The following is a 22754-nucleotide window of genomic DNA, read 5'->3' as shown; positions in this document are numbered from 1 at the left end:
GGATGAGCGTGCTTCGGGGTACGTACAACGGGGCCGGCCCCCAGCTTACGCGGCCGGGGGCCGGCCCTCCGTGTGAGGTACTCCCTCACGGGGGTCAGCCCAGCAGCTGGCTCTGCAGGGTGACGGTCTGCTGGAAGGGGACGGCCGCGGCGGTGCCCTTGCGGGACTGCAGGACCAGGGCGATGACGTCACCCGCGCGGAGGTAGGACTGCCGCAGGTGCTCCGCGCCGTACGGCTTCACCTCGTCGTAGGAGTACCGCATGACGCTCATGGTGTCGAAGTCGGCGGCGGTGGGGTACTTGTCGTCGAACTCCGCCGTGGTGGCGCCGCGCGCGGCGTACCGGGGGGCGCCGTAGGTGGTGAGCTCGCCGTAGAGGTTGTCGGCCACCGTCCCGGTGTCGAACTGGAGCAGGTAGACGCGGGTGCCGGTGCCGTCCGGGGTGGTCCAGCCGCGGGCCGCGATGTGCCGCAGTCCGTGGTCGGTGAGCAGCCGGCCGACGGCCTCCTGGTCCTCCTTCGACTCGAAGACCGTGAGGAAGTCCTTCGTCGGCAGCCAGCCGTCGGCGCCTCGCAGCGCCTTGTCGTCCGTCGCCCCCTCGGGTGCGGGCAGCAGCAGCGCGCGCAGGTCCGCGTAGTGGGACTGCCCCCAGTTCTTGGTGTCGAACGGGCGCGGGCTGCCGGAGGGCACCGGCGGCATGGTGAGCTCCGGGTACGCCCAGCGGCCGTCCGACTCGGTGGCGAGACCGGGCACGTCGGTGCGTTCCATGCTCGTGATCCCGTACGCCGTCCCGGCCCCGAGCGCCGCGAACACCGTGACGACTGCGGTCCAGCGCAGCATGGCCCGCAGCACCCGGCGGTCCTTCGGGACACCGGTTCCTAGGGCCGCGTTCCCGGGCTCGGCCTCCGCCTGCGTCTCGGCACCCGGTCCGGCACCCGGTTCGGGGAGCGTCTCGGCGGTCGGCGCGGCGGTCGGCGCGGCGGTGGCGGCGTCGGTGGTCACCGCAGGGGCCGGCTCGGCAGCCTCCTCGCCGACCGGCGCCGCGCTCTTGTCCTCGACCGGCGCGGCAGCCTTCTCCTCGACCGGCTCGGGGCGGGGCTCGTCCGTCGGCTCGGGGGGCGTCGCGGCAGGGCTCGGCTTGGGTGGCTGGGCGGTGGTCATACGGCCTGTCCCGGGTCGTCGATGCGGTCGAGTTGTGCGGTGAAGAACGTGGCGACGAACTTCGCGTCGAGCACGCCGGGAGCGTCCGCGGTGACGCTGACCAGCACGTCTCCCACGGAGGCGGAGCAGAGCGCGAAGCCCAGTTCCTCGGCTTTGCCCTTGGGCGTTAGGAAGCACTGGGCGTCCTTGTGCCCCGCGATCTTCGGACCCTTGCGGAAGATGTCCGTGCCGGCGAGGAAGCTGTTGAAGGACGCCGCCGCCTCCCGCACGGCGGTCCGGTTCTCCTGCCGCGACAGCGTCACGTCGAACGTGATCGCGTCCTCGGTGTTGTAGTCCGACGGGCCCACGACATAGCTGCGCATCGCCATGCCCTTGATGCGCTCCTTGTCGATCAGCTTCTCCAGCTGACGACGCGACTTGCTGGGCAGGCCCTTGACCGACTCCTTGCGCAGAGCGGTGGCCTGCGCGCCGCTGAACTCCGCGTCCGCGCCGAACTCGGCGAGGTCGGGGCCGCGCTCGAAGCCGTCGGTGCCGTACGGCACGAGCAGGGCGCTCAGCCCCTTGCCCGCGCCCTGCCGCCCGGCCTTCCCCTCGTCCGGGTCGACCGGCGGCGCGAACGTCCACGTGGGCTTGCCGGGGTCCCGGTCGGCGTCCTGGACGGTCACGACGGTGTAGCCGACACCGCCGACGAGCGCGCAGGCCAGCAGCGCGGATCCCGCCACGGCGGCGACACGGCCGGGGCGCAGGGCCCTGCGGGACGGCTTCGCGACGGCGGGTTCGGCGTCCCCGCCCTCGACGACTTCGACGCCGTCGACGACGGTGTCGGGTGTCTCGGGGGTCCCCGCGCTCTCGGGTGTCCCGGCGTTCTCAGGGGTCGCCGCGTTCTCGGGGTTCTCGGGGTTCTCGGGGTTCTCGGGGTTCTCGCTCACAGCTTTCCCACCTGCCGCTGGGCCAGGTCCATGATCTTCGCCTTGGAGATCGGCTTGCTGTCGCTGACGAAGATCTCCACGTAGATGTCGCCCCGCCAGGCGTGCGCCTCGGCCGTGTACAACGGGAGGTAGCCCGGCTTCCGGTCGGGTGTGTCGTGCACGTAGGCCGTGCCGTTGCCCTCCCCTGTGCCGGGGACGGGCCAACTGCGGGTGTCGTCCTCGTCCTCGGCCCAGTAGTGGCCGTTGTCGGCCCAGTCCGCCGCGGCCGCCGAACTCAGCTGACGGAACTGCACGAGCTCGATCTGGACGTTGTACGTCTCGCCCACCCGCCACGAGGTCTCCGCCGCGCGGCGGAACTCGTCCTCGACCAGGTTGTCGAACGTGGCGCCCGGCTTCTCGTACCGGTCCGCGTAGGTGGCCAGGTCGACCCAGCCGTCGGTCCCCAGCGGGAACAGGCTGTCCTTGGCGCCCTTGGGGCGCGTGATCAGCAGCTTGCGCAGGTCGCCGTCCGTCTTGACCCGCCGGTCCTGCGCCGCCGACAGCGGCTCGACCTCGCCCTTGCCCTGCGCGATCACGGGCTGCGAGAGCGGCGGCAGCGCGGTCGGTTCGCGGTCGGCCTGGACGAGGAAACCGGCGCAGGCCCCGGCGACGACCCCGAGCACGGCGGCTCCGGCGATCATCGCCGTCGTACGTCCGCGGCGGCGGGGGCGGGGGCGGGGAAGGGGCGCTGCGGCCACATCGGCCACATCGGCCACATCGGCCGCTTCTGCCCCGGCGGCCCCGGCGGCCCCGGCGGCCCCGAGCGTGCTGTCCGTGCCGTCCGTGCTGCTCTTGCTGTCCGCGCTGCTCTTGCCGTCCGTGCTGTGATTGCCGTCCGCGCCGTCCGTGTCTGCCGCCTCGACCGTCCCGCTTTCACCAACTACCTCTTCGGCCCTTTCAGGACCTTCCACAACATCCCCCTCAGAAGCGTGAAGCGCGGATTCCGTCTCGCGCTGCACAGGAGACCCATGGTCAACTTCGTGAGTTGTAGTGGAGTTGATTACGATTCAGGCATGGCGAAGAAGCTCGTGATCAAGGTGACGGCCGGGGCCGATGCGCCCGAGCGGTGCTCTCAGGCGTTCACGGTCGCGGCCGTCGCCGTGGCCAGTGGGGTCGAGGTCTCGCTGTGGCTGACCGGGGAGTCCGCCTGGTTCGCGCTGCCCGGCCGGGCCGCCGAGTTCGAGCTGCCGCACGCGGCCCCGCTGCCCGGGCTGCTCGACTCGATCCTGGCCGGTGGCCGTCTCACCCTGTGCACCCAGTGCGCGGCCCGCCGGGACATCACGGAGAAGGACGTCATCGAGGGCGTGCGGATCGCGGGAGCCCAGGTGTTCGTGCAGGAGGCACTGGCCGACGGCGCGCAGGCGCTCGTCTACTAGGGCGGGCTCTGGGGCCGGCGTTTCTTGCCGTCCAGCTCGTCCCACCACTCGTCGGACTTCGGGTCGCCGGACGGGTCGTCCCACCAGCGGTCCTCGGGGCCGCGCCGGTTGGCGACCATCGCGGCGAGCGGCGGGATGAGCATGGCCACCACGCACATGCCCACGGCCACCGGGATCGACCAGAGGCGCACGACCGCCCACGCCAGGACGAAGAGACCGATGCAGGTCCCCATCATGGCGAAGTAGACGTGCCGTCGCCGTGCGTACATACCTCCAGCGTAGGTCCGCGCACGCCGAAGGGCCGCGCCCCCGGTGCCCAGACCCGCGGGGTGCGGCCCTTCAGTGGTTCACGGTGTCGTTCAGACCGCGATCGCGACCTCCGCGAGACCGCCCTGCTGGGCGACGACCGTGCGGTCGGCGGTGGCCCCGGGGACGAGGGCGCGAACGGTCCAGGTGCCCTCGGCCGCGTAGAAGCGGAACTGTCCGGTGGCGGAGGTCGGGACCTCCGCGGTGAACTCGCCGGTCGAGTCCAGGAGACGGACGTAGCCCGTCACCGGCTCGCCGTCCCGGGTCACCTGACCCTGGATCGTGGTCTCACCGGGCTTGATCGTCGAGGCGTCCGGGCCGCCGGCCTTCGCTCCACACATGTGCTTCTCCAGAGGTCGTTCAGGTCGGTTCTTCGGATGGTTACTTGTTGGCGCCGAGCTCGATCGGGACGCCGACGAGGGAGCCGTACTCGGTCCAGGAGCCGTCGTAGTTCTTGACGTTCTCCACGCCCAGCAGCTCGTGCAGCACGAACCAGGTCAGGGCCGAGCGCTCGCCGATGCGGCAGTACGCGATGGTGTCCTTGGCCAGGTCGACCTGCTCGTCGGCGTAGAGCGCCTTGAGCTCGTCGTCCGACTTGAAGGTGCCGTCGTCGTTGGCGTTCTTCGACCACGGGATGTTGCGGGCGGACGGGACGTGGCCCGGACGCTGCGACTGCTCCTGCGGCAGGTGCGCCGGGGCGAGCAGCTTGCCGCTGAACTCGTCGGGCGAACGGACGTCGACCAGGTTCTGCGAACCGATGGCCGCCACGACGTCGTCGCGGAAGGCGCGGATGGACTTGTCCTGCGGCTTGGCCTGGTAGGAGGTCTCGGGGCGCTCGGGCACCTCTTCGACCAGCTCGCGGGCGTCCAGCTCCCACTTCTTGCGGCCACCGTCGAGAAGCTTGACGTTGTCGTGGCCGTAGAGCTTGAAGTACCAGTAGGCGTAGGACGCGAACCAGTTGTTGTTGCCGCCGTAGAGGATCACCAGCGTGTCGTTGGCGATGCCCTTGGCCGACAGGAGCTTCTCGAAGCCCTCCTGGTCGACGAAGTCACGGCGGACCGGGTCCTGCAGGTCCTTGGTCCAGTCGATCCGGATGGCGTTCCGGATGTGGTTCTTCTCGTACGCGGACGTGTCCTCGTCGACCTCGACGATGGCGATGTCGGCGTTGTCGAGGTTGGCCTCGACCCAGTCGGCGTCGACCAGGACGTCACTGCGGCTCATGCTCGTTCTCCTCCGGGGCAGTTGCGGCGGGGGTGTGCAAGAAAGAGGGGTGCGCGGCCGGGTCTCGCCGGCGGCCGGCGCACGGATGCCCTCGAGTGAGGGCGTCGGGAGAACGCGGAAGGCCGGCGGCGCTTCCGCTCAGAAAGTGCGACAGAGCATGGCGGCGACGCGGCACAGGTCTACTGCCCGCCGCTTCGTGAGATCCGCCTGTCGCTGCATCATGTCGACGATCGTAGGGACGGACGGGTGGGCATGTCACCAGCATGCCGAATGGTGAGACGCGATCGTCCGGATGATGGGACACGCAAAGCGCCCGGGCCGTCTCCGCACGGCTTCCGGGCGCTTGTGTCCGTCGTCACCCCTACGGTACGGACTGCGGCGTCTCGCCTGTCGGACGTTCGCCGTCCATCCGGAACCGGTCCCGGGTCTGCCCGGGGGGGGCGGTCCCGGGTCCGTCCGGGGTCCGGGGGTCAGCCCTACCCGGCCAGCCTGACGTTCGAACCCTTCACCGAGATGTCCACCCCGTCGGCCCCCGCCTGGACCTTGTCGAGCTTGATCCCGCCGGGCAGGTCGTCGATCTTCTGCTCGAAGTCGGTGATCGAGCGCACCTCGTTCTCAGCGGCCTGGACCCCGCCGAAGCTGGGCAGCGAGTCGGCGTGCACGCGGACGGTGTCGCCCTCGACGGTGACCGTGCTGAGGACGTACACCGGCTGCGGCAGCTTGGTGCCGAGGACGGTGGCCTCGACGGCGACCTTGATCTTGCCGTTGCCGCCGTCCGAGAGGCCGACCACGTTGGCGGTGACGCCCTGCATCACCCGCGTCGGCTCGGACTTCGCCGTCTTGAGCAGTTCGGCGTAGGTGATGGACGCGGTGCCGGTGGCGCTGGAGGCGGTGGCGGAGCTGTAGTCGCCGGAGAACTCGACGCCCTTCATGTCCGCCTGGAGGTCGTCGATGCGGATCGTCCGGCCGTCGGTGCCGGTCGCCGCCTCGTAGTCCTTGATGCCGACCTCGACGTCGTCGAGCGAGCCGCCGGCGACCTGGGTGAGGAACGGGAAGCCCTTGATGGACACGTCCGGGGTGGTGGCGAGGCCCTCGTTGGCCTTCAGCTTGTCGGCCGCCTCACCCTCCGCGAAGTTCACGGCGAGCCGGTCCGCGAGCACGAACAGGCCGCCGAGGACCACGACGACGACCAGCAGTATTCGAAGCGCACGCATGCGGTAGTTCCCCCACCCGGATGGCCTGAACGGTTCATTGACAACGGTTCAAGGTAACCCCGCGCCGCAGGGGCGCCGGGGAATTGTCGATCACCTGTGACAGACCATCACCGCTCGTCGCCCCTCGCCCGCGCCGCCGACGCCCGCTCGCTCCCGCCGCGGGCGTCCGCACCCTCCCCTAGGCCAGCGCCCGCCCGAGCACGTAGACCGCGGGCGCGGACGCGGCCAGCGGCAGGGCCACACCGGCGGTGAAGTGGACGAAGCGCGAGGGGTAGTCGTAGCTCGCGACCCGGTGGCCGACGAGCGCGCAGACCGCCGCGCCGGCGCCGAGCAGCGCGCCCCCGGCACCCAGGCCGGTCATCTCGCCGACCGCGATGCCCGCGCCCGCCGCGGCGAGCAGGGCCACCACGACGGAGGCCGGGGTGGGCAGCGGCAGCGCCCGGGCCAGGACGGCCACCGCCACCGCGGCCGCGCCGACCGTCACCGCGTCCGGCTCGGCGCCGAGGTGCCCGGTGGCCAGCACGGCCAGCGCGGAGGAGGCGACCGTCGCCATCAGGCCGTACATGCGTTCGTCGGGGTCGGCGTGCGAGCGCAGCTGGAGGACCAGACAGAGCAGGACCCAGACGCCGAGGGTGCCGAAGATCGCGGCGGGCGCGTTCTCCCGGCCCGCCACGAGGAGCGCCGCGTCCGAGACCAGTGCGCCCAGGAAGGCGAGCGCGATGCCCTGACGGGCCGGCCACATGCCGTTCAGCCGGAACCAGCCGGCCGCCGTGACGGCCTGGAGCGCGACGAGCGGGACGAGGAGCGCGTACGAGCCGATGGCCGCCGCGCCGGACAGGAGCAGACCGAGCAGCGCGGTGAGCGCGGCCGGCTGCATCCCCGGCTCGATGATCGGCGAACGCCCCTCCAGGCGGGCCCGCTGGGCGTCGGTGACGCGGGCGTTGCCGGCCAGGGTGGCGGGGCCGTAGGTCATGCCGGTGTCTCCGGTCGCGGGCTCCGGCACGGGGGCGGAAGCGAGGGGGGCGGCGGGCGCGGAGGGCTGGTGGGGGGCGTGCTGCGGCGCCGGGGCCGCGTGCCGGTCTCCCGCCCGGGCGTCCTGGTACGGGGACTGGTGCTGGGACTGGTTGTCGTACGGGAACGGGGACTGGGCGTGGTGCTGGGACCGTGCCTGCGGCTGGACGTGGTTCTCCGGCGGCAGGGGCGCTCCCGCCGTGGGGCCGCCGCCGTAGGCGGAGGTGTCCTGGTACGAGGCGTCGCCGTACGCGGAGGTGTCCCGGTACGAGGCCTCGCCGTACGCGGGGGCCTCGCCGTACGCGGGGGCCTCGCCGTACGCGGGGGCCTCGCCGTACGCGGGCTGTGCGCCGCCATGAACCGGGGCCTCGCCGGTCTGCGGGGGCAGATAGGCGGTCGGGGCCGGATCGGCCGGGGTGACCGGCGCCTGGACGCTCGTCTCCCAGGTCTGGCCCTGCCACTGCTGCGTGTGCTGGAGGTGGGCCTGCGGGTCCTCGTACCCCTGCTGCTGCCCGGGCCATGCCTGCTGCTGCGCGTGCCGGGGCTGATGAGCCGGCTGGGGCTGCTGGGCGTACGGGTCGTAGCCCTCGGAGCCCTCGTAGCCCTCGTACCCTTCACGGCCCTGGTGGTCGTACGGCTGGTCGGTCATCTCACCCTCCTGCGAACGGCGGGAGCACCTCGACCGTGCCGCCGTCGGCCAGCCGTACCGTCTCATGTTCGCGGGTGCCCACGGGGTCACCGTCGACGAGGAACGAGCATCGCTGCAGGACACGCACGAGTTCACCGGGGTGTCGCGCACGTGCGGCGTCGAGCGCCTCGGCGAGGGTGGCCGCTTCGTGCGGCTCCTCGGCGACTCCGGCCGCGGCCTTGGCCGCCGCCCAGTAGCGCACCGTGACCTTGGGCATCAGGTTCCTCTGTCGGTCGGCTGTGTACACGGTCAGGCTAGCCCGCCCGCGCGACCGCCCAGTCCCCGATACGGGCCAGCAGGGCGTCGTCGGCCGCGTGCTCGGCGTGGCCCATGCCGTGCTCCAGCCAGAGTTCGCCGTGGTCGGCGGCCGCCTCCGCCAGCATCCGGGGGTGGTCGAGGGGGAAGTAGCCGTCCCGGTCGCCGTGCACGATCAGCAAGGGGGTGGGCGCGATCCGCGGGACCGCCTCGACCGGGGACAGCGGAACGGGGTCCCACTCCCGGCGGTGGATACGGGTGCGGAAGCCGTAGCGGCCGACCAGGCGGCCCTCGGGACGGGTGACCATCCAGTGCAGCCGGCGCATCGGGGCGGTGCCGCGGTAGTACCAGCGGGCGGGGGCGCTCACCGAGACGACGGCGTCCACCGTCCCCTCGTACAGCGCCGCGTGCCGCAGGACCACCGAGCCCCCCATCGAGAAGCCGACGGTCACCACACGCGCGTGTCCGAGCGAGCGGGCCCAGTCCACGACCGCGGCCAGGTCGAGCACCTCGCGGTCGCCGACCGTCGAGTGCCCGCCGGAGCGGCCGTGGCCGCGGAAGGAGAAGGTGACGACGGCGCCGTACCGGGCGAGGACGGACGCCACGCGCCGCACGTGCGGGCGGTCCACGTCCCCGGTGAACCCGTGCGCGACGACGAACACCGGGTGACGGGCGGATGGCGCGGAGGCGTCGTATACGACCGCACCCGGTTCGTATACGGAATCGACGGTGATCCCGTCGGCAGTGGGCAGAAACGTCCGCAATGGTGCCCACGTGCCCGTCTCGGAATTCGGACGAACGGTGGAACGTGCCACATGACCTGCCGGACCGCTGCTCATGTGGGCTATTCTGCTGGACAGAGGACTCGGGCAGCGTAGCCCCCGGGTCCTTTTGTGCTTTCGGAAGCGTTGTATACGAAATGGGAATCGGGCGGGAAACGCCAGGTGACCGAAGGTGTACGGCCCCCCGGGATCGCAGAGCAGTGCCGCAAAAGCCGCAGTGCCGCAAACGTCCTCGCAGGGACCGAGGAGGAACCAGACGTATGAGTTCTCTGCTGCTCCTGACCAACGCTCTCCAGCCGTCGACGGAGGTGCTGCCGGCCCTCGGCCTGCTGCTGCACAACGTGCGGGTGGCCCCGGCCGAAGGCCCCGCCCTCGTCGACACCCCCGGTGCCGACGTCATCCTCATCGACGGCCGCCGCGATCTCCCCCAGGTCCGCAGCCTCTGCCAGCTGCTGCGCTCCACCGGGCCCGGCTGTCCGCTCATCCTGGTCGTGACCGAGGGCGGCCTCGCCGCCGTCACCGCCGACTGGGGCATCGACGACGTACTGCTGGACACCGCGGGACCGGCCGAGGTCGAGGCCCGGCTGCGACTGGCCATGGGCCGCCAGCAGATCGTCAACGACGACTCCCCGATGGAGATCCGCAACGGCGACCTGTCGGTCGACGAGGCGACCTACAGCGCGAAGCTGAAGGGCAGGGTCCTGGACCTCACCTTCAAGGAGTTCGAGCTCCTGAAGTACCTGGCCCAGCACCCGGGCCGGGTGTTCACTCGCGCACAGCTGCTCCAGGAGGTCTGGGGCTACGACTACTTCGGCGGCACCCGCACCGTCGACGTCCACGTACGACGCCTGCGCGCCAAGCTCGGCCCCGAGCACGAGTCGCTGATCGGAACCGTCCGGAACGTCGGTTATCGATTCGTTACCCCTGAGAAGGGGGAGCGCGCGAGCGAGGACGCGAAGGCCAAGACGGACCGGTCGGAGCGGTCAAACGCGGACGATGCGGACAACGTGGCCGCCCTCGACGCCGCAGAGGTCTCGGCGGAGGCGTAGTACCCGCCGGTAAGCCCGGGACCCGCTCGGAAAGGGCGTTGCGCGCGCACAGGCAAGCTCCTGTACGCCCTGCCCAGAGCGGGTCCATCCGCGTAGACTCCGCGCGTGGCCAAGGTGACTCGGGATGATGTGGCGCGACTGGCGGGGACTTCGACCGCTGTCGTCAGCTATGTCATCAACAATGGACCCCGGCCGGTCGCCCCGGCCACGCGCGAGCGTGTCCTCGCCGCCATCAAGGAGCTGGGGTACCGGCCCGACCGGGTCGCCCAGGCGATGGCGTCGCGGCGCACCGACCTCATAGGCCTGATCATCCCGGACGCCCGTCAGCCGTTCTTCGGCGAGATGGCGCACGCGGTCGAGCAGGCCGCCTCCGAGCGCGGAAAGATGGTGCTGGTCGGCAACACCGACTACGTCGCCGAGCGCGAGGTCCACTATCTGCGGGCGTTCCTCGGGATGCGCGTCTCGGGCCTCATCCTCGTCAGCCACGCGCTGAACGACCTGGCGGCCGCGGAGATCGACGCCTGGGACGCCCGGGTGGTGCTGCTGCACGAGCGCCCCGAGGCCATCGACGACGTCGCCGTCGTCACCGACGACCTGGGCGGCGCCCAGCTCGCCGTACGCCACCTCCTGGAGCACGGGTACGAGTACGTGGCCTGTGTCGGCGGCACCGCGGAGACCCCCTCCGTGGGCGACCCGGTCTCCGACCACGTCGAGGGCTGGCGGCGCGCGATGGACGAGGCCGGCGTCAGCACCGAGGGCCGGCTCTTCGAGGCGCCGTACAACCGCTACGACGCCTACCGCGTCTCCCTGGAGCTGCTGGCGGGCCCGGACCGGCCGCCGGCGGTCTTCTGCTCCACCGACGACCAGGCCATCGGTCTGCTGCGCGCCGCGCGCGAGCTGCGCATCGACGTGCCGGGCGAGCTGGCGGTCATCGGCTTCGACGACATCAAGGAAGCGGCGCTCGCCGACCCGCCCATGACAACGATCGCATCGGACCGCTCGGCGATGGCCCGGGCGGCGGTCGATCTCGTCCTGGACGACGGTCTGCGGGTCGCGGGCTCGCGGCGCGAGCGGCTGAAGGTGTTCCCCTCCCAGCTGGTGGTACGGCAGTCCTGCGGCTGCGCCTAGCCGTTCCGCGGGCCCTCACGGGCCTGCGGGGGCCGTGCATGAGACGCGCCTGAGAGGCTCCGCCGAACTTCGGGACCGCTCTTTATATCGGGCAAACAAGGTTCTGGCGGGCTTCTCAGGGAGCACTCAGGGAGCTCTCATGGTCGGGCGAGAAGCTTCGTTCCATGACCGAGAGCATCCGCCGCAGCGGCGAGTACGAGAACTTCGAGAACCCGTACCAGGCCCCGTACGAGGGCGCCCAGCAGCACGCCTCCGCCCCCGCGGGCTCGTCCCCGGTGAACCCGGAGTGGCCGCCGCCGCCGGCGTACGAGCCGGTCGCGCAGCCCGCCCACCCGCAGTCGGCCCACCCGCAGTCGGCGCAGCAGCAGCCCGTGCAGCAGGCGGCTCTCCACCGGCAGCCGGCCGTCGAGCCCGCCACCGTGTGGCAGACCCAGGCAGCGGCCGGCGGCGCCGACCACGGCGGCCACGGCGGCGGAACCGCTCTCCTCACCCCCGTGGCCTCCGAGCCCGCGCCCGACCGGAGGAAGCGCGCCCGCGGCCCGTTCGCGCTGCTCGCCGCGGTGGCGATCGTCGCGGCGGCCATAGGCGGCGGCACGGCCTACGGCATCCAGGAGCTGACCGGCAAGGAGGAGGTGGTCTCCTCGTCCACCACCACCAGCGTGGTGCCCTCCAGCAAGACGGGGGACGTGGCCACCATCGCGGCCGCGGTCAGCCCGAGCGTCGTCGAGGTCAGCGCCACGCTCAGCAACGGGACGTCCACCGGCTCCGGCGTGATCATCACCAGCGGCGGCGAGATCATCACCAACAACCACGTCATCTCCGGCGCCACCTCGATCAAGGTGTCGACGAGCGACGGCAAGTCGTACACCGCCGAGGTCGTCGGCACGGACAGCAAGAAGGACCTCGCGCTCATCAAGCTGAAGAACGCGTCCGGTCTGAAGGCGGCGACCCTCGGCAACTCCGACGGCGTCAAGGTCGGCGACACGGTCGTGGCGATCGGCTCCCCCGAGGGCCTGACCGGCACCGTCACCAGCGGCATCGTCTCCGCACTGAGCCGGGACGTGACCGTCTCGACCGACGAGAGCCAGAGCCAGGGCCAGGGCGGCCAGGGCGGCGACGGCAACTGGCCGTTCCAGTTCGGCGGCCAGCAGTTCAACGGCGACACGGGGACGTCCACGACGACGTACAAGGCGCTGCAGACGGACGCCTCCCTCAACCCCGGCAACTCCGGCGGCGCGCTCATCGACGCCAGCGGCAACATCATCGGCATCAACTCCGCGATGTACTCCGCCGCGACGGACTCGTCCTCCTCCGCCGACGCCGGCAGCGTCGGCCTCGGCTTCGCCATCCCGATCAACACCGTCAAGGCCGACCTCGCCACGCTGCGGGCCGGCGGCTCCGACAGCTGACCACCCACCACCGAGTCAGGGAGTACGTCATGATCAAGCAGGTTTCGCACACGGTGACCGGTTTCGGTGCGGCCGACCTCGGCCTGGCCCTCGACGTGGCGTACGAGCTGCACCCGCCGGTCGCGCCGGTCCGCGCGCCGGAGGTGGCGGCCCCGCAGCTGATGGGGCTGCGCACCACCGCGGCCCGCCCGCACCAGCGCAAGGTGCCGCTGACCCGGATCGCGGCCATGCGCGGCTGATCTCGTCCCCGAAACCGCTCTTTACGCGCACACCGGGAACCGTGCGAGGCTGAGGACACTCAGCACGTTCAGCAGGTCCAGCCTCCCGTCGTCCCACCGCACCCGAGGAATCCACGCCCATGAGCCCCGCCGAAGGCGACCGTGACACCCAGCGCATCCTGATCGTCGACGACGAGCCGGCGGTGCGCGAAGCACTCCAGCGCAGCCTCGCCTTCGAGGGCTACGACACCCAGGTCGCCGTGGACGGCGCGGACGCGCTGGAGAAGGCGACCGCCTACCAGCCCGACCTGGTGGTGCTGGACATCCAGATGCCGCGCATGGACGGTCTCACCGCCGCGCGCCGGATCCGCGGGGCCGGCGACACCACGCCCATCCTGATGCTCACGGCCCGTGACACGGTCGGCGACCGGGTCACGGGACTGGACGCCGGGGCGGACGACTACCTGGTCAAGCCCTTCGAACTGGACGAACTGTTCGCCCGCGTACGGGCCCTGCTGCGACGCAGCTCCTACGCGGCGGCGGCCGGAGCGGGCGCCGTCGAGGAGGACGAGGCCCTCACCTTCGCCGACCTGCGCATGGACCTCGCGACCCGCGAGGTCACGCGCGGCGGACGCCCCGTGGAACTGACCCGCACGGAGTTCACCCTCCTGGAGATGTTCATGGCCCACCCGCGCCAGGTGCTCACCCGTGAGCAGATCCTGAAGGCGGTCTGGGGCTTCGACTTCGAGCCGTCGTCGAACTCGCTGGACGTGTACGTGATGTACCTGCGCCGCAAGACGGAGGCGGGCGGCGAGCCGCGCCTCGTGCACACCGTGCGGGGCGTCGGGTACGTGTTGCGACAGGGCGGGGCGGAGTGAACAAGCTCGTGCGGCGCTTCCGGACCCTTCCCATCCGGGCCCGGCTGTCGATGCTCGTGGCTGCCGCCGTGGCCTTCGCGGTCGCGGCGGTCTCGGTGACCTGCTGGTTCATCGTGCAGGGGAAGTTGTACGACCAGGTCGACGAGGACCTGAAGCAGTCACGGATGAAGGGGCCGGGCCAGGCCATCCAGATGCAGAACGCACTGGACAACTGCACCCAGACCCCCCAGTCGAGCAACAACCCGTTCCGCAACGACCTCTACACGCAGGTACTCAAGACCGACGGCACCCCCTGCGTCATGGACGAGTCCGAGGGCTCGATCAAGGTCACCCAGGCCGACAAGGACGTGATCAAGAACGCGAGCAGCGGCAGCTTCCTCATCCGGAACGGCACCGACGAGAACGGTGACTCGGTTCGCGTGATGACCTCGCCGATCGCTCTCCAGAACACCGCGACCGGTGAGCAGTCCTACGGGGCCGTCATGGTCGCCGTCCCTCTGAAGGGGACCGAGTCCACCCTCAACGACCTCGCCCTGGTGCTGCTCCTCGTCTCCGGGATCGGAGTCGTGGGCGCCGGCGCCGCCGGTCTGGCGGTCGCGCGGGCCGGGCTCCGGCCCGTGGACAAACTGACCGAGGCCGTCGAGCACGTGGCCCGCACCGAGGATCTGAGCGTGCGCATCCCGGTGGAGGAGGAGTCCGACGACGAGATCGCGCGCCTGTCCCGGTCGTTCAACTCCATGACGTCCTCCCTCGCCAACTCCCGCGAGCTCCAGCAGCAGCTGATCGCGGACGCCGGGCACGAGCTCCGCACCCCCCTCACCTCTCTCCGTACGAACATCGAGCTCCTCACCCGCAGCGAGGAGACGGGCCGTCCGATCCCCCCGGCGGACCGCAAGGCGCTCCTCGCCTCCGTGAAGGCGCAGATGACCGAGCTGGCCTCGCTCATCGGCGACCTCCAGGAACTGTCCCGTTCCGAGGCCCAGCGCGGCGAACGCGTGCAGGTGGTGTCGATGGAGGACGCGGTGGAGTCGGCACTGCGCCGGGCCCGGCTGCGCGGCCCGGAGCTGACCATCACGGCGTCGCTGGAACCCTGGTACACCCGGGCGGAACCGGCCGCGCTGGAGCGGGCGGTCGTCAACATCCTGGACAACGCGGTGAAGTTCAGCCCCGAGGGCGGCACGATCGACGTCCGGCTGAGCCACGGGACGCTGACGGTCCGCGACCACGGGCCCGGCATCCCCACGGAGGAACTCCCGCACGTCTTCGACCGTTTCTGGCGCTCCCCCAGCGCACGGGCCCTCCCGGGTTCGGGCCTCGGTCTCTCGATCGTCGCCCGTACCGTGGAACAGGCCGGCGGCCAGGTCACCCTGGCGCGCGCGGACGGTGGCGGCACCGTGGCGACGGTCCGGCTGCCGGGGGCGCCGACCCCTCCGCCGGAGGATCCCGCCCTCGCCCCGTAGGAGGCGGACGGCTCTCTCCTCGCGCATTTCCGCGAGTTCGGCAACCTTTCCGATCCGGGCGGCGACCCAGCAGCGCACCACCTCCCCCCGCCCCGCACGGAACGGATGGTCGTATGAGCGCGCATCGCAGCAGCAGCAGAGGAACCGGCGGACCCCGTCACCGCAGGCGCGGCACCGCGCTCGCGTTCGGCGTCCCCCTCGCCCTCACCGCCGCCGGCACCCTCGCCTACGGCTCGGACCTCGGGCTCCTGGGCGCGGACGCGCAGGCCAGGGCGTCGGCCGCGACCGCCGCCGCGCCCGCCTGGGCGACCGCCACCGCCGACGGCTTCGCCTCCGTCGACGCGCTGGGCCAGAACGGCACGTACGGCGGCCGGGACGGCACGACCGTCACCGTGAAGACCCTCGCCGACCTCGAGAAGTACGCGACCGCCGCCGAGCCGTACGTCATCGTGGTCGCCGCGACGATCACCATGGACCCGGTCGGGAAAGAGATCAAGGTCCAGTCGGACAAGACGATCGTGGGGTCCGGGACCGCCGGGCACATCGTCGGCGGCGGCTTCTTCCTCGGCCAGGGCGTCCACAACGTCATCATCAGGAACCTGACGATCCGGGATGCCTACCAGGGCGTCTGGAACGACAAGGAGCACGACTTCGACGCCGTCCAGATGGACGGCGCCCACCACGTCTGGATCGACCACAACGATCTGCGTCACATGGCCGACGGACTCATCGACAGCCGCAAGGACACGACCTACCTGACGGTCTCCTGGAACCGACTGAGCCAGGACAACAAGGCGTTCGGCATCGGCTGGACCGACCACGTCACCGCCGACATCACCATCCACCACAACTGGATCCGCGAGACCGAGCAGCGCAACCCGTCCACGGACAACGTCGCCCACGCGCACCTGTACAACAACTTCCTGGAGGACGTGGCGGGGACGGACATCACGTCCTCGTACGGCAACTACGCGCGCGGCGCGACGAACATGGTCCTGGAGAACTCCTGCTTCCAGGGGCTGACCAACCCCGTCGTGCGGGACGCGACCGCCACCCTCGTCCAGCGCGGCAACGTCTTCTCCGGCACGACCGGCAAGAACGAGAGCGGCGGCACGGGCGCGGCCTGGGACCCGAAGACGTACTACGCGTACACCCTCGACAAGGCGGCCGACGTGCCGGCGCTCCTCAAGTCGGGCGCGGGACCGCGCGGTTCCCTCGGCACGGCGGCGCCCGCGACGACAACCGCGACAGCCGCGGCAGCCGCGGCGCAGGCGGCCGCCGCCACGACGCTCACCGTCGCCAAGGACGGCAGCGGGCAGTACACGACCGTGCAGGCCGCCGTGAACGCCGTACCGGCGAACAACGCCTCGCGCGTCGTGATCGCCGTCGCGCCGGGCACGTACCGCGAGCTGGTCAAGGTCCCGTCGAACAAGCCGCACGTCACCCTTCAGGGCACCGGCGGCAGCCGCAAGGACACCACGATCGTCTACGACAACGCGTCCGGTACGCCCAAGCCCGACGGCTCCGGCACGTACGGCACGGGCGGCAGCGCGACCGTCGCCGTCGAAGCGGACGACTTCCAGGCCCGCAACCTGACCCTCTCCAACGACTTCGACGAGGCCGCCCACCAGGACATCGCCCAGCAGGCGGTCGCTCTGCGGACCTCCGCCGACAAGGTGTTCCTCGACAGCGTCATCGTCAGCGGCGATCAGGACACCCTGCTGGTGGACACCGCGGCCAAGGACAAGCTGGGCCGCGTCTACATGACCAACTCCTATGTCGTCGGCAACACCGACTTCATCTTCGGCCGGGCCACCGCGGTGATCGACAAGTCCGTCATCACCCTGAAGAAGCGCTGGAACGGCACCTCGGCCGGCTATGTCACGGCCCCGAGCACGGCCGCGGACCGCAAGGGCATCCTGATCGCCAACTCCACGGTGAACGGCGACGTGTCCGACCGGAGCTTCTTCCTCGGCCGCAACTGGCACGCGGGCGGCGACGCGACCCTCGACCCGCAGGCCACCGTCCGCAACACCTCCCTCAGCGCCGCGATCAGGACCACTCCCTGGTCCGACATGGGCGGCTTCTCCTGGAAGGACGACCGGTTCGCGGAGTACAAGAACACCGGCGCGGGCTCGGGCGCCGCGAGCTCCGACCGCCCCCAGCTGACCGACGCCCAGGCCGCGGCCCAGGAGGTCGCGGACTGGCTGGGCGACTGGACCCCCACGGCCTCCTGACACCCCTCTGCCAGCTCCGACACAGCCCCTCGCCGCACCGTGAAGAAATGGTGATACGAACGGTGAAGGGGACGGCGGGGGCGACGGCGGGCGGGGGCGCGGCAAAGGGATCGGGCCCGGCAAGGGCAACGGCTGTCTCGGGGGGAACGGGTGGGGCGGGGCGGATACTGCTGGCCGACGACGACGCGGAGATCCGCGAGGGGCTCGGCCGGCTGCTCCGCTTCGAGGGCTACGAGACCGTCCTCGCCGGGGACGGGCGGCTCGCGCTCGACCTGGCACTCGACCTCGACCTCGCGGGATCCCCGGGCAGAGCCCCCGACCTGGTCCTGATGGACGTCACCATGCCCGGTCTGGACGGTCTGGCCGCGACCCGGCGGATCCGGGCCTCCGGCTCGACCGTCCCGATCCTGATGATCACCGGCCGGGGCGCGGTGGGCGACCGTATCGTCGCCCTCGACAACGGGGCTGACGACTACCTGATGAAGCCGTTCGCCGTGGAGGAGCTGCTGGCCCGGGTGCGGGCCCTGCTGCGCCGGGGCACGCGATGGGCGTCCCCGCCCGTGAAGGCCGCCGACGCCTCGCTGGCCTTCCACGACATCGCCATGGACCTGTCCTCCCGCGCGGTCACCCGCGCCGGCCGCCCGCTCGACCTCACTCCCACCGAGTACTCCCTCCTGGAGTACTTCCTCCGGCATCCGACGAAGGTCCTCGGCCGCGCCCGGATCCACAAGGACGTCTGGGGCTTCGACTTCGAACCGACGTCCAACACGCTCGACGTCTACGTCATGTACCTGCGGCGCAAGCTGGAGCAGTACGGCGGCACCCGGCTGATCCAGACGGCCCGGGGGCTGGGATACATGCTGCGGGTGGAGTGACACCCCGGGGGCAGCCTTCGCCGCCGCGGCGGGCGGTGCTGCCGGAACCGGCCGGGACGCCCGCGGGGGCCCGGCGGTAGGTGCCGTGGTCGGGGGCGCTGCCGGAACCGGCCGGGACGCCCGCGGGGGCCCGGCGGTCGGTGCCGTGGTCGGGGGGCGCTGCGGGAACCGGCCGTGCGGCCGGGCCGGCTCAGAGCCGCAGCACCAGGGTGTCGTCGGTGAGCCCCGTCTCCCCCGCGCGCGCCGCGGTGTTCTCCCGCGCCCGCTCCGACCACGGTTCGACCAGCCTGGTGTACGCCTCGCAGCGGGCCATCAGCTCGTCGTGCGTTCCCGCGTCCAGCAGCCGGCCGTCGTCCACGACCAGGATGCGGTCGGCGTCGGGGGCGAGGCTCAGATCGTGGGTGATCATGATGGTGGTGCGGCCCGACATGAGGCGGCGCAGGGGCTGGACGATCTGCCGGGCGGCCACCGAGTCGAGCCCGGCGGTGGGTTCGTCGAGGACCAGCACCGGGGCCGCGCGGAGCATCGCGCGGGCGATGGCGATCCGCTGGAGCTGGCCGCCGGAGAGGGCCGCGGTGCCGGGGGCGATGTGGGTGTCGTAGCCGTCCGGGAGGGCGGCGATGAACTCGTGGGCGGCGGCCGACCTCGCCGCTCGCCCGATCTCCCGGTCCGTGGCGCCCGGCCGGCCGCACGCGATGTTCTCCCGGATCGTGCCGTTGAGGACCAGGATCTGCTGGGGGAGCAGCGCCGTGTTCTCGCGGACGAACTCCAGCGGGACGTCCCCGAGCGGGACCCCGTCCAGGCGGACGACCCCCGTGTCCGGGTCGTAGAAGCGGGTGAGGAGCTTGGAGAGGGTGGACTTGCCGGCGCCGCTCGGGCCGGTGACCAGGACCAGCTCGCCGGGGTCGGCGGTGAACGACACGTCCGTCAGTGACGCGCGGGCCGCGTCGGGGTAGCGGAACGAGACCCCGTGCAGGCTGACCCGGCCCCGGACCGGCCAGGCGGGGACGGGGACCTCCGGGTCCCGCACCGACGGCTGCGCGTCCAGGAGTTCCGCGATGCGGTCCGCGCCCGCCGTGGCCGCGGTGACCGTCAGGCCGAGTCGGCCGAGGTTGCGCACCGGCGGGTAGAGGTAGCCGATGAACGCGGCGAAGGCGAGGAGGGCGCCGAGGGTCATCCGGCCGGCCGAGATCTCCCAGACGCCGAGGCCGATCACCGACAGCACGCAGAGGGTCTCGACGACCTCGACGAACTGCTCGTACATCTCGCTGAGCCGCGCCCCGCGCACACTGGCCCGCATCCACGCGCGGGCCTCCGTGTCGAGGCGCCGCTCCTCGTCGCGTCGGCGGTTGTACGCCTGCGTCAGCACGACGTTGCCCAGCGACTCCTCCACCACGGAGGTGATCGCGCCGTCGGCGACGCGTTCGTCCTGGGAGGCCTGCTTGATCCGGCCGGAGAAGCGGCGGGCGGCGAGGAGGAAGAGCGGGGCGAGGACGAAGGTGGCGAGGGCCAGGTCCCAGCGGAGCCACAGGGCCGCCGCCGCGTAGAAGACCGCCGAGAAGGCGGCGGCGATCGTGCCGACCACGCCCGACACCACCAGCTGTTCGATGGCCTCCACGTCTCCCGTCAGACGCTCCACCAGGTCGCCGCGGCGGTGCCGCTGGAAGAAGTGGGGTGGGAGGTCCTGGACATGACCGAAGACGTTCGCGCGCAGCCGGAGGACGAACCGTTCCGCCGTCCAGGTCGCGAGCGAGTTGCCCAGGTAGCCGACGAGGGCGCCCAGCGCGGCGACGCCCAGCCAGGCTCCGGCAGGACCCCAGAAGGCGGAGAGCGAGCCGGCCGCGAGGGCGTTGTCGGTGAGTTCGGCGAACAGCAGGATGGAGGCCGTCTCGGCGAGCGCGGACACCACCACGCACGCCACGATCACCAGCATCCACCCGCGGTCACCGCTGGTCAGCGGCCAGAAGCGGCGGAAGGCCTCGCGGGCTTCCCTCATGTCAGCAACTCCTCGACTCCTGCGTGTACGAAGGCACGGCCGAGGCGGGGTCACCGGCTCTCACCGGTGACCCCGCCTCGTGGCGTGCTGTCAGCCCTTGTGCGAGACCGGGCGGCGCTGCGGGGTGACCTTCTTCGCGGCCTTCTTCTTGGCGGCGGGCTTCGGCGCCGGGGCGGCGGCGGTCTTGCGGGCCTTCTTGACGGGGGTGATCTTGTGGAAGCTCATGGGAATTACCTCTCCATTTATCAGGTGCTGATTATGTTGGTTTTACGCGTGGCTTATTTGTCGCAGGTTTGCAACAGCGCCGACTTCGGCATCAGCCCTTGTGCGAGACCGGGCGGCGCTGCGGGGTGACCTTCTTCGCGGCCTTCTTCTTGGCGGCGGGCTTCGGCGCCGGGGCGGCGGCGGTCTTGCGGGCCTTCTTGACGGGGGTGACCTTGTGGAAGCTCATCGCGTTCTCCATTCGCTCTGTTCGCTTTCGCGTCGTTCGCTTTCGACATGGAAAACACTACGGGACGCCAGAGCCGGAAAAGGCCAATTCCGCTGAGACCTCGATTAATTGCGGCTGAGACGAGTTTTCAGGCGACCGCGGGAACCAACCGAGAACTCACACAGGTCTTCATACGAAGAGGCGGCCCCGTCGGTGACGGGGCCGCCTCTCGGCTGTGCTGTGGGTCGTTCTGCCGACTGTCCTGCCGACGGCGTTACTGCACGATCGCGATCCGGTTCGTGGCCGGCGGGGCGATCGGGGCCGTGGCCGAGGAGTTGGCGAGCAGGTACTGCTCCAGGGCCGTCAGGTCATCGGCGCCGACGAGGTCGTTGGTGCCCTGGCCCAGCGTGGTGAAGCCGTCGCCGCCGCCCGCGAGGAAGCTGTTGGTGGAGACGCGGTAGGTGGCGGCCGGGTCGATGGCCGCGCCGTTGAGCTTGATGGAGTCCGTGACGACACGGTCGGCGCCGCTCTTCGTCAGGTCCAGCGTGTACGTGAGGTTGGCGGACGGCTGGAGGATCTTCGGCGCGCTCGCGTTCGTCCCGCTCACCTGCTCCTTGAGGACCTGGATCAGCTGGGCGCCGGTGAAGTCCTGGAGGTTCACGGTGTTGGAGAACGGCTGGACGGTGAAGCCCTCGGCGTAGGTCACCACGCCGTCGCCCTCGGTGCCCTTGGCCGCGTAGGTGAGACCCGCCCGGACGCCGCCCGGGTTCATCAGCGCGAGGTCCGTCTCCGGGTCGAGCCCCTTGCCGTACCAGAGCTGGGCGTCCGCGATCAGGTCGCCCATCGGGGACTCGGTGCCGGTGCTGGGCACGTCCGCGGAGATGTAGCCGATCGCCCGGTTGCCGACGGGGGCCGCCAGGGTGTTCCACTTGCTGATCAGCTCGGTCATGTCGGGCGCCTTGGCGACGGTCCGGGTGACCACGTGGTTCGCCGTCTTGACCGCCGTCCGCGCGATGTCGCCGGTGAAGCGGTCGTACGTCAGCGTGGTGTCCGTGTACAGCCGGCCGAAGGACGCGGCCGAGGTGACCGTGCGCGGCTTGCCCGACGGGTCCGGGACGGTGCACGCGTACGCGGCGTGGGTGTGGCCCGTCACCAGCGCGTCCACCGACGGCGTGATGTTCTTCGCGATGTCGACGATCGGGCCGGAGATGCCGGCGCCCGCGCCCGGCGAGTCGCAGTTGTAGTTGTACGAGCCCGAGGCCGGCTGACCGCCCTCGTGGATCAGCGCCACGATCGACTTCACGCCCTGCTTCTGGAGCACCTTGGCGTACTTGTTGATCGTCTCGACCTCGTCCTTGAACTTCAGGCCCTTGACGCCCTCGGCGGACACCACACCGGGGGTGTCCTCCAGCGTCACGCCGATGAAACCGATCTTGACGTCCTTCTTCTTCCAGACGAAGTACGGCTTGAGGATCGGCTTGCCGGTCTTCTCGGACAGGACGTTGGCCGCCAGGTACGGGAAGTCGGCGCCCTGGAACCTCTGGTCCGTGTAGCAGCCGGCCGTCGGGTGGCAGCCGCCGTTCTGGAGCCGGGCCAGTTCCCTGGCGCCCTCGTCGAACTCGTGGTTGCCGACCGACGTGACGTCCAGGTCGAGCTTGTTCAGCGCCTCGATGGTGGGCTCGTCGTGGAAGAGGCCCGAGATCAGCGGGGAGGCGCCGACCATGTCGCCGCCGGCCGCGGTGACCGAGTACGGGTTGCCCTTGCGGGCCTCGCGCAGGTGCGTCGCGAGGTACTCCACGCCGCCCGCGTCGATCGTCTTCGTGGTGCCGTCCGCCTGGAGTTCCGTGACACGGCCCGAGGAGCCGGACGGGGGCTCGAGGTTGCCGTGCAGGTCGTTGAAGGACAGCAGCTGCACGTCCTGGTAGCGGCTCGGCAGCGGCTTGGAGTGCCGGGCGTCATGGGCGTCCGCCGGGAGCGCGGCGGCCATCGCACCCGCGGTGGCGAGACCCGCGGCGGCCGCGAGAAGACGGTACGTACGACGTCTGCCGTTCGGATGCGGCTGGGAAGTGGCTGGCATGCGCCCCCCTGAGGTGT

At 71.2% G+C, this 22754-nt stretch carries 24 protein-coding genes; 9 read left to right on the top strand and 15 right to left on the bottom strand.

Annotation, left to right across the window (positions count from 1 at the left end; genetic code table 11):
- Positions 1-94: 94 nt before the first annotated feature.
- The 3 genes from J2X68_RS06195 to J2X68_RS06185 are packed head-to-tail and all read right to left on the bottom strand — an operon-like array spanning position 95 to position 3038.
- A complete protein-coding gene (locus J2X68_RS06195) occupies positions 95-1159 on the bottom strand; it encodes a hypothetical protein (protein ID WP_310431430.1) in 1065 nt (354 codons plus the stop codon).
- Positions 1156-2088: a hypothetical protein gene (locus J2X68_RS06190; RefSeq protein ID WP_310431429.1), complete on the bottom strand. Its 933-nt coding sequence runs from the start codon at positions 2086-2088 to the stop codon at positions 1156-1158. Before J2X68_RS06190 ends, J2X68_RS06195 begins: the two co-directional genes overlap by 4 nt.
- Positions 2085-3038 carry a hypothetical protein gene (locus J2X68_RS06185; protein WP_310431428.1) on the bottom strand — a complete coding sequence of 318 codons (954 nt, stop codon included), beginning with the start codon at positions 3036-3038 and terminating at the stop codon, positions 2085-2087. Before J2X68_RS06185 ends, J2X68_RS06190 begins: the two co-directional genes overlap by 4 nt.
- Positions 3039-3140: 102 nt before the next feature.
- Between J2X68_RS06185 and J2X68_RS06180 the strand changes: the two genes are divergently transcribed.
- Entirely contained in the window at positions 3141-3503 is a 363-nt protein-coding gene (locus tag J2X68_RS06180; RefSeq protein ID WP_310431427.1) for a DsrE family protein, read from the top strand.
- Here the strand turns inward: J2X68_RS06180 and J2X68_RS06175 are convergent.
- From J2X68_RS06175 to J2X68_RS06145, 8 genes are all read right to left on the bottom strand, one after another.
- Positions 3500-3772, bottom strand: coding sequence for a DUF3099 domain-containing protein (locus J2X68_RS06175; RefSeq protein ID WP_310431426.1), 273 nt, complete (start codon positions 3770-3772; stop codon positions 3500-3502). The two genes, J2X68_RS06180 and J2X68_RS06175, sit on opposite strands and share 4 nt — an antisense overlap.
- 90 nt (positions 3773-3862) lie before the next feature.
- Positions 3863-4150, bottom strand: coding sequence for a DUF1416 domain-containing protein (locus tag J2X68_RS06170; protein WP_010351646.1), 288 nt, complete (start codon positions 4148-4150; stop codon positions 3863-3865).
- A 40-nt stretch (positions 4151-4190) separates the two neighbouring features.
- Positions 4191-5030, bottom strand: a complete 840-nt coding sequence (locus J2X68_RS06165; RefSeq protein WP_310431425.1) for a sulfurtransferase — start codon at positions 5028-5030, stop codon at positions 4191-4193.
- Between the two features lie 138 nt (positions 5031-5168).
- Positions 5169-5249 carry a putative leader peptide gene (locus tag J2X68_RS40255; RefSeq protein ID WP_351007875.1) on the bottom strand — a complete coding sequence of 27 codons (81 nt, stop codon included), beginning with the start codon at positions 5247-5249 and terminating at the stop codon, positions 5169-5171.
- Positions 5250-5506: 257 nt separating this feature from the next.
- Positions 5507-6244, bottom strand: a complete 738-nt coding sequence (locus J2X68_RS06160) for a DUF2993 domain-containing protein (protein WP_310431424.1) — start codon at positions 6242-6244, stop codon at positions 5507-5509.
- A gap of 178 nt (positions 6245-6422) precedes the next feature.
- Entirely contained in the window at positions 6423-7904 is a 1482-nt protein-coding gene (locus J2X68_RS06155) for a hypothetical protein (protein ID WP_310431423.1), read from the bottom strand.
- Between the two features lies 1 nt (position 7905).
- Entirely contained in the window at positions 7906-8160 is a 255-nt protein-coding gene (locus J2X68_RS06150) for a MoaD/ThiS family protein (protein ID WP_310431422.1), read from the bottom strand.
- Positions 8161-8197: 37 nt separating this feature from the next.
- Positions 8198-9037, bottom strand: coding sequence for an alpha/beta fold hydrolase (locus J2X68_RS06145; RefSeq protein WP_310431421.1), 840 nt, complete (start codon positions 9035-9037; stop codon positions 8198-8200).
- A 203-nt stretch (positions 9038-9240) separates the two neighbouring features.
- Here J2X68_RS06145 and J2X68_RS06140 point away from each other — a divergent pair, with 203 nt between their 5' ends.
- The 8 genes from J2X68_RS06140 to J2X68_RS06105 all read left to right on the top strand — a co-directional run bounded on the left by J2X68_RS06140 (position 9241) and on the right by J2X68_RS06105 (position 18234).
- Positions 9241-10029 carry a response regulator transcription factor gene (locus J2X68_RS06140; protein WP_310431420.1) on the top strand — a complete coding sequence of 263 codons (789 nt, stop codon included), beginning with the start codon at positions 9241-9243 and terminating at the stop codon, positions 10027-10029.
- 105 nt (positions 10030-10134) lie between these two features.
- Positions 10135-11157, top strand: coding sequence for a LacI family DNA-binding transcriptional regulator (locus J2X68_RS06135; RefSeq protein WP_310431419.1), 1023 nt, complete (start codon positions 10135-10137; stop codon positions 11155-11157).
- 164 nt (positions 11158-11321) lie between these two features.
- A complete protein-coding gene (locus tag J2X68_RS06130; protein ID WP_310431418.1) occupies positions 11322-12566 on the top strand; it encodes a trypsin-like peptidase domain-containing protein in 1245 nt (414 codons plus the stop codon).
- 29 nt (positions 12567-12595) lie between these two features.
- A complete protein-coding gene (locus J2X68_RS06125; protein WP_310431417.1) occupies positions 12596-12805 on the top strand; it encodes a hypothetical protein in 210 nt (69 codons plus the stop codon).
- A 119-nt stretch (positions 12806-12924) separates the two neighbouring features.
- Positions 12925-13662: a response regulator transcription factor gene (locus J2X68_RS06120; RefSeq protein WP_054243830.1), complete on the top strand. Its 738-nt coding sequence runs from the start codon at positions 12925-12927 to the stop codon at positions 13660-13662.
- On the top strand, positions 13659-15122 hold the full coding sequence (locus J2X68_RS06115; protein WP_310431416.1) for a HAMP domain-containing sensor histidine kinase: 1464 nt from the start codon (positions 13659-13661) through the stop codon (positions 15120-15122). The genes J2X68_RS06120 and J2X68_RS06115 overlap by 4 nt, the downstream gene beginning before the upstream one ends.
- Before the next feature lie 113 nt (positions 15123-15235).
- Positions 15236-17359 (top strand): pectinesterase family protein, encoded by a 2124-nt coding sequence (locus J2X68_RS06110; RefSeq protein WP_310431415.1) that lies wholly within the window; start codon positions 15236-15238, stop codon positions 17357-17359.
- A 47-nt stretch (positions 17360-17406) separates the two neighbouring features.
- Positions 17407-18234, top strand: a complete 828-nt coding sequence (locus J2X68_RS06105) for a response regulator transcription factor (protein ID WP_310431414.1) — start codon at positions 17407-17409, stop codon at positions 18232-18234.
- 190 nt (positions 18235-18424) lie between these two features.
- Here the strand turns inward: J2X68_RS06105 and J2X68_RS06100 are convergent, their stop codons facing one another.
- The 4 genes from J2X68_RS06100 to J2X68_RS06085 form a co-directional block, all read right to left on the bottom strand.
- Positions 18425-20230, bottom strand: a complete 1806-nt coding sequence (locus J2X68_RS06100; protein ID WP_310431413.1) for an ABC transporter ATP-binding protein — start codon at positions 20228-20230, stop codon at positions 18425-18427.
- A 90-nt stretch (positions 20231-20320) separates the two neighbouring features.
- Positions 20321-20455 (bottom strand): hypothetical protein, encoded by a 135-nt coding sequence (locus tag J2X68_RS06095; protein WP_310431412.1) that lies wholly within the window; start codon positions 20453-20455, stop codon positions 20321-20323.
- Positions 20456-20546: 91 nt separating this feature from the next.
- Positions 20547-20681: a hypothetical protein gene (locus tag J2X68_RS06090; protein WP_310431411.1), complete on the bottom strand. Its 135-nt coding sequence runs from the start codon at positions 20679-20681 to the stop codon at positions 20547-20549.
- Between the two features lie 253 nt (positions 20682-20934).
- Complete coding sequence (locus tag J2X68_RS06085) at positions 20935-22737, bottom strand: bifunctional metallophosphatase/5'-nucleotidase (RefSeq protein ID WP_310431410.1); 1803 nt, start codon at positions 22735-22737, stop codon at positions 20935-20937.
- Positions 22738-22754 lie beyond the last annotated feature (17 nt).

Origin of the sequence: Streptomyces sp. 3330, from assembly GCF_031456635.1 — a bacterium.
Taxonomy (GTDB): domain Bacteria; phylum Actinomycetota; class Actinomycetes; order Streptomycetales; family Streptomycetaceae; genus Streptomyces.
Note: the sequence above shows the minus strand (reverse complement) of the source record. Positions and strands in the feature narration are given on the sequence as shown.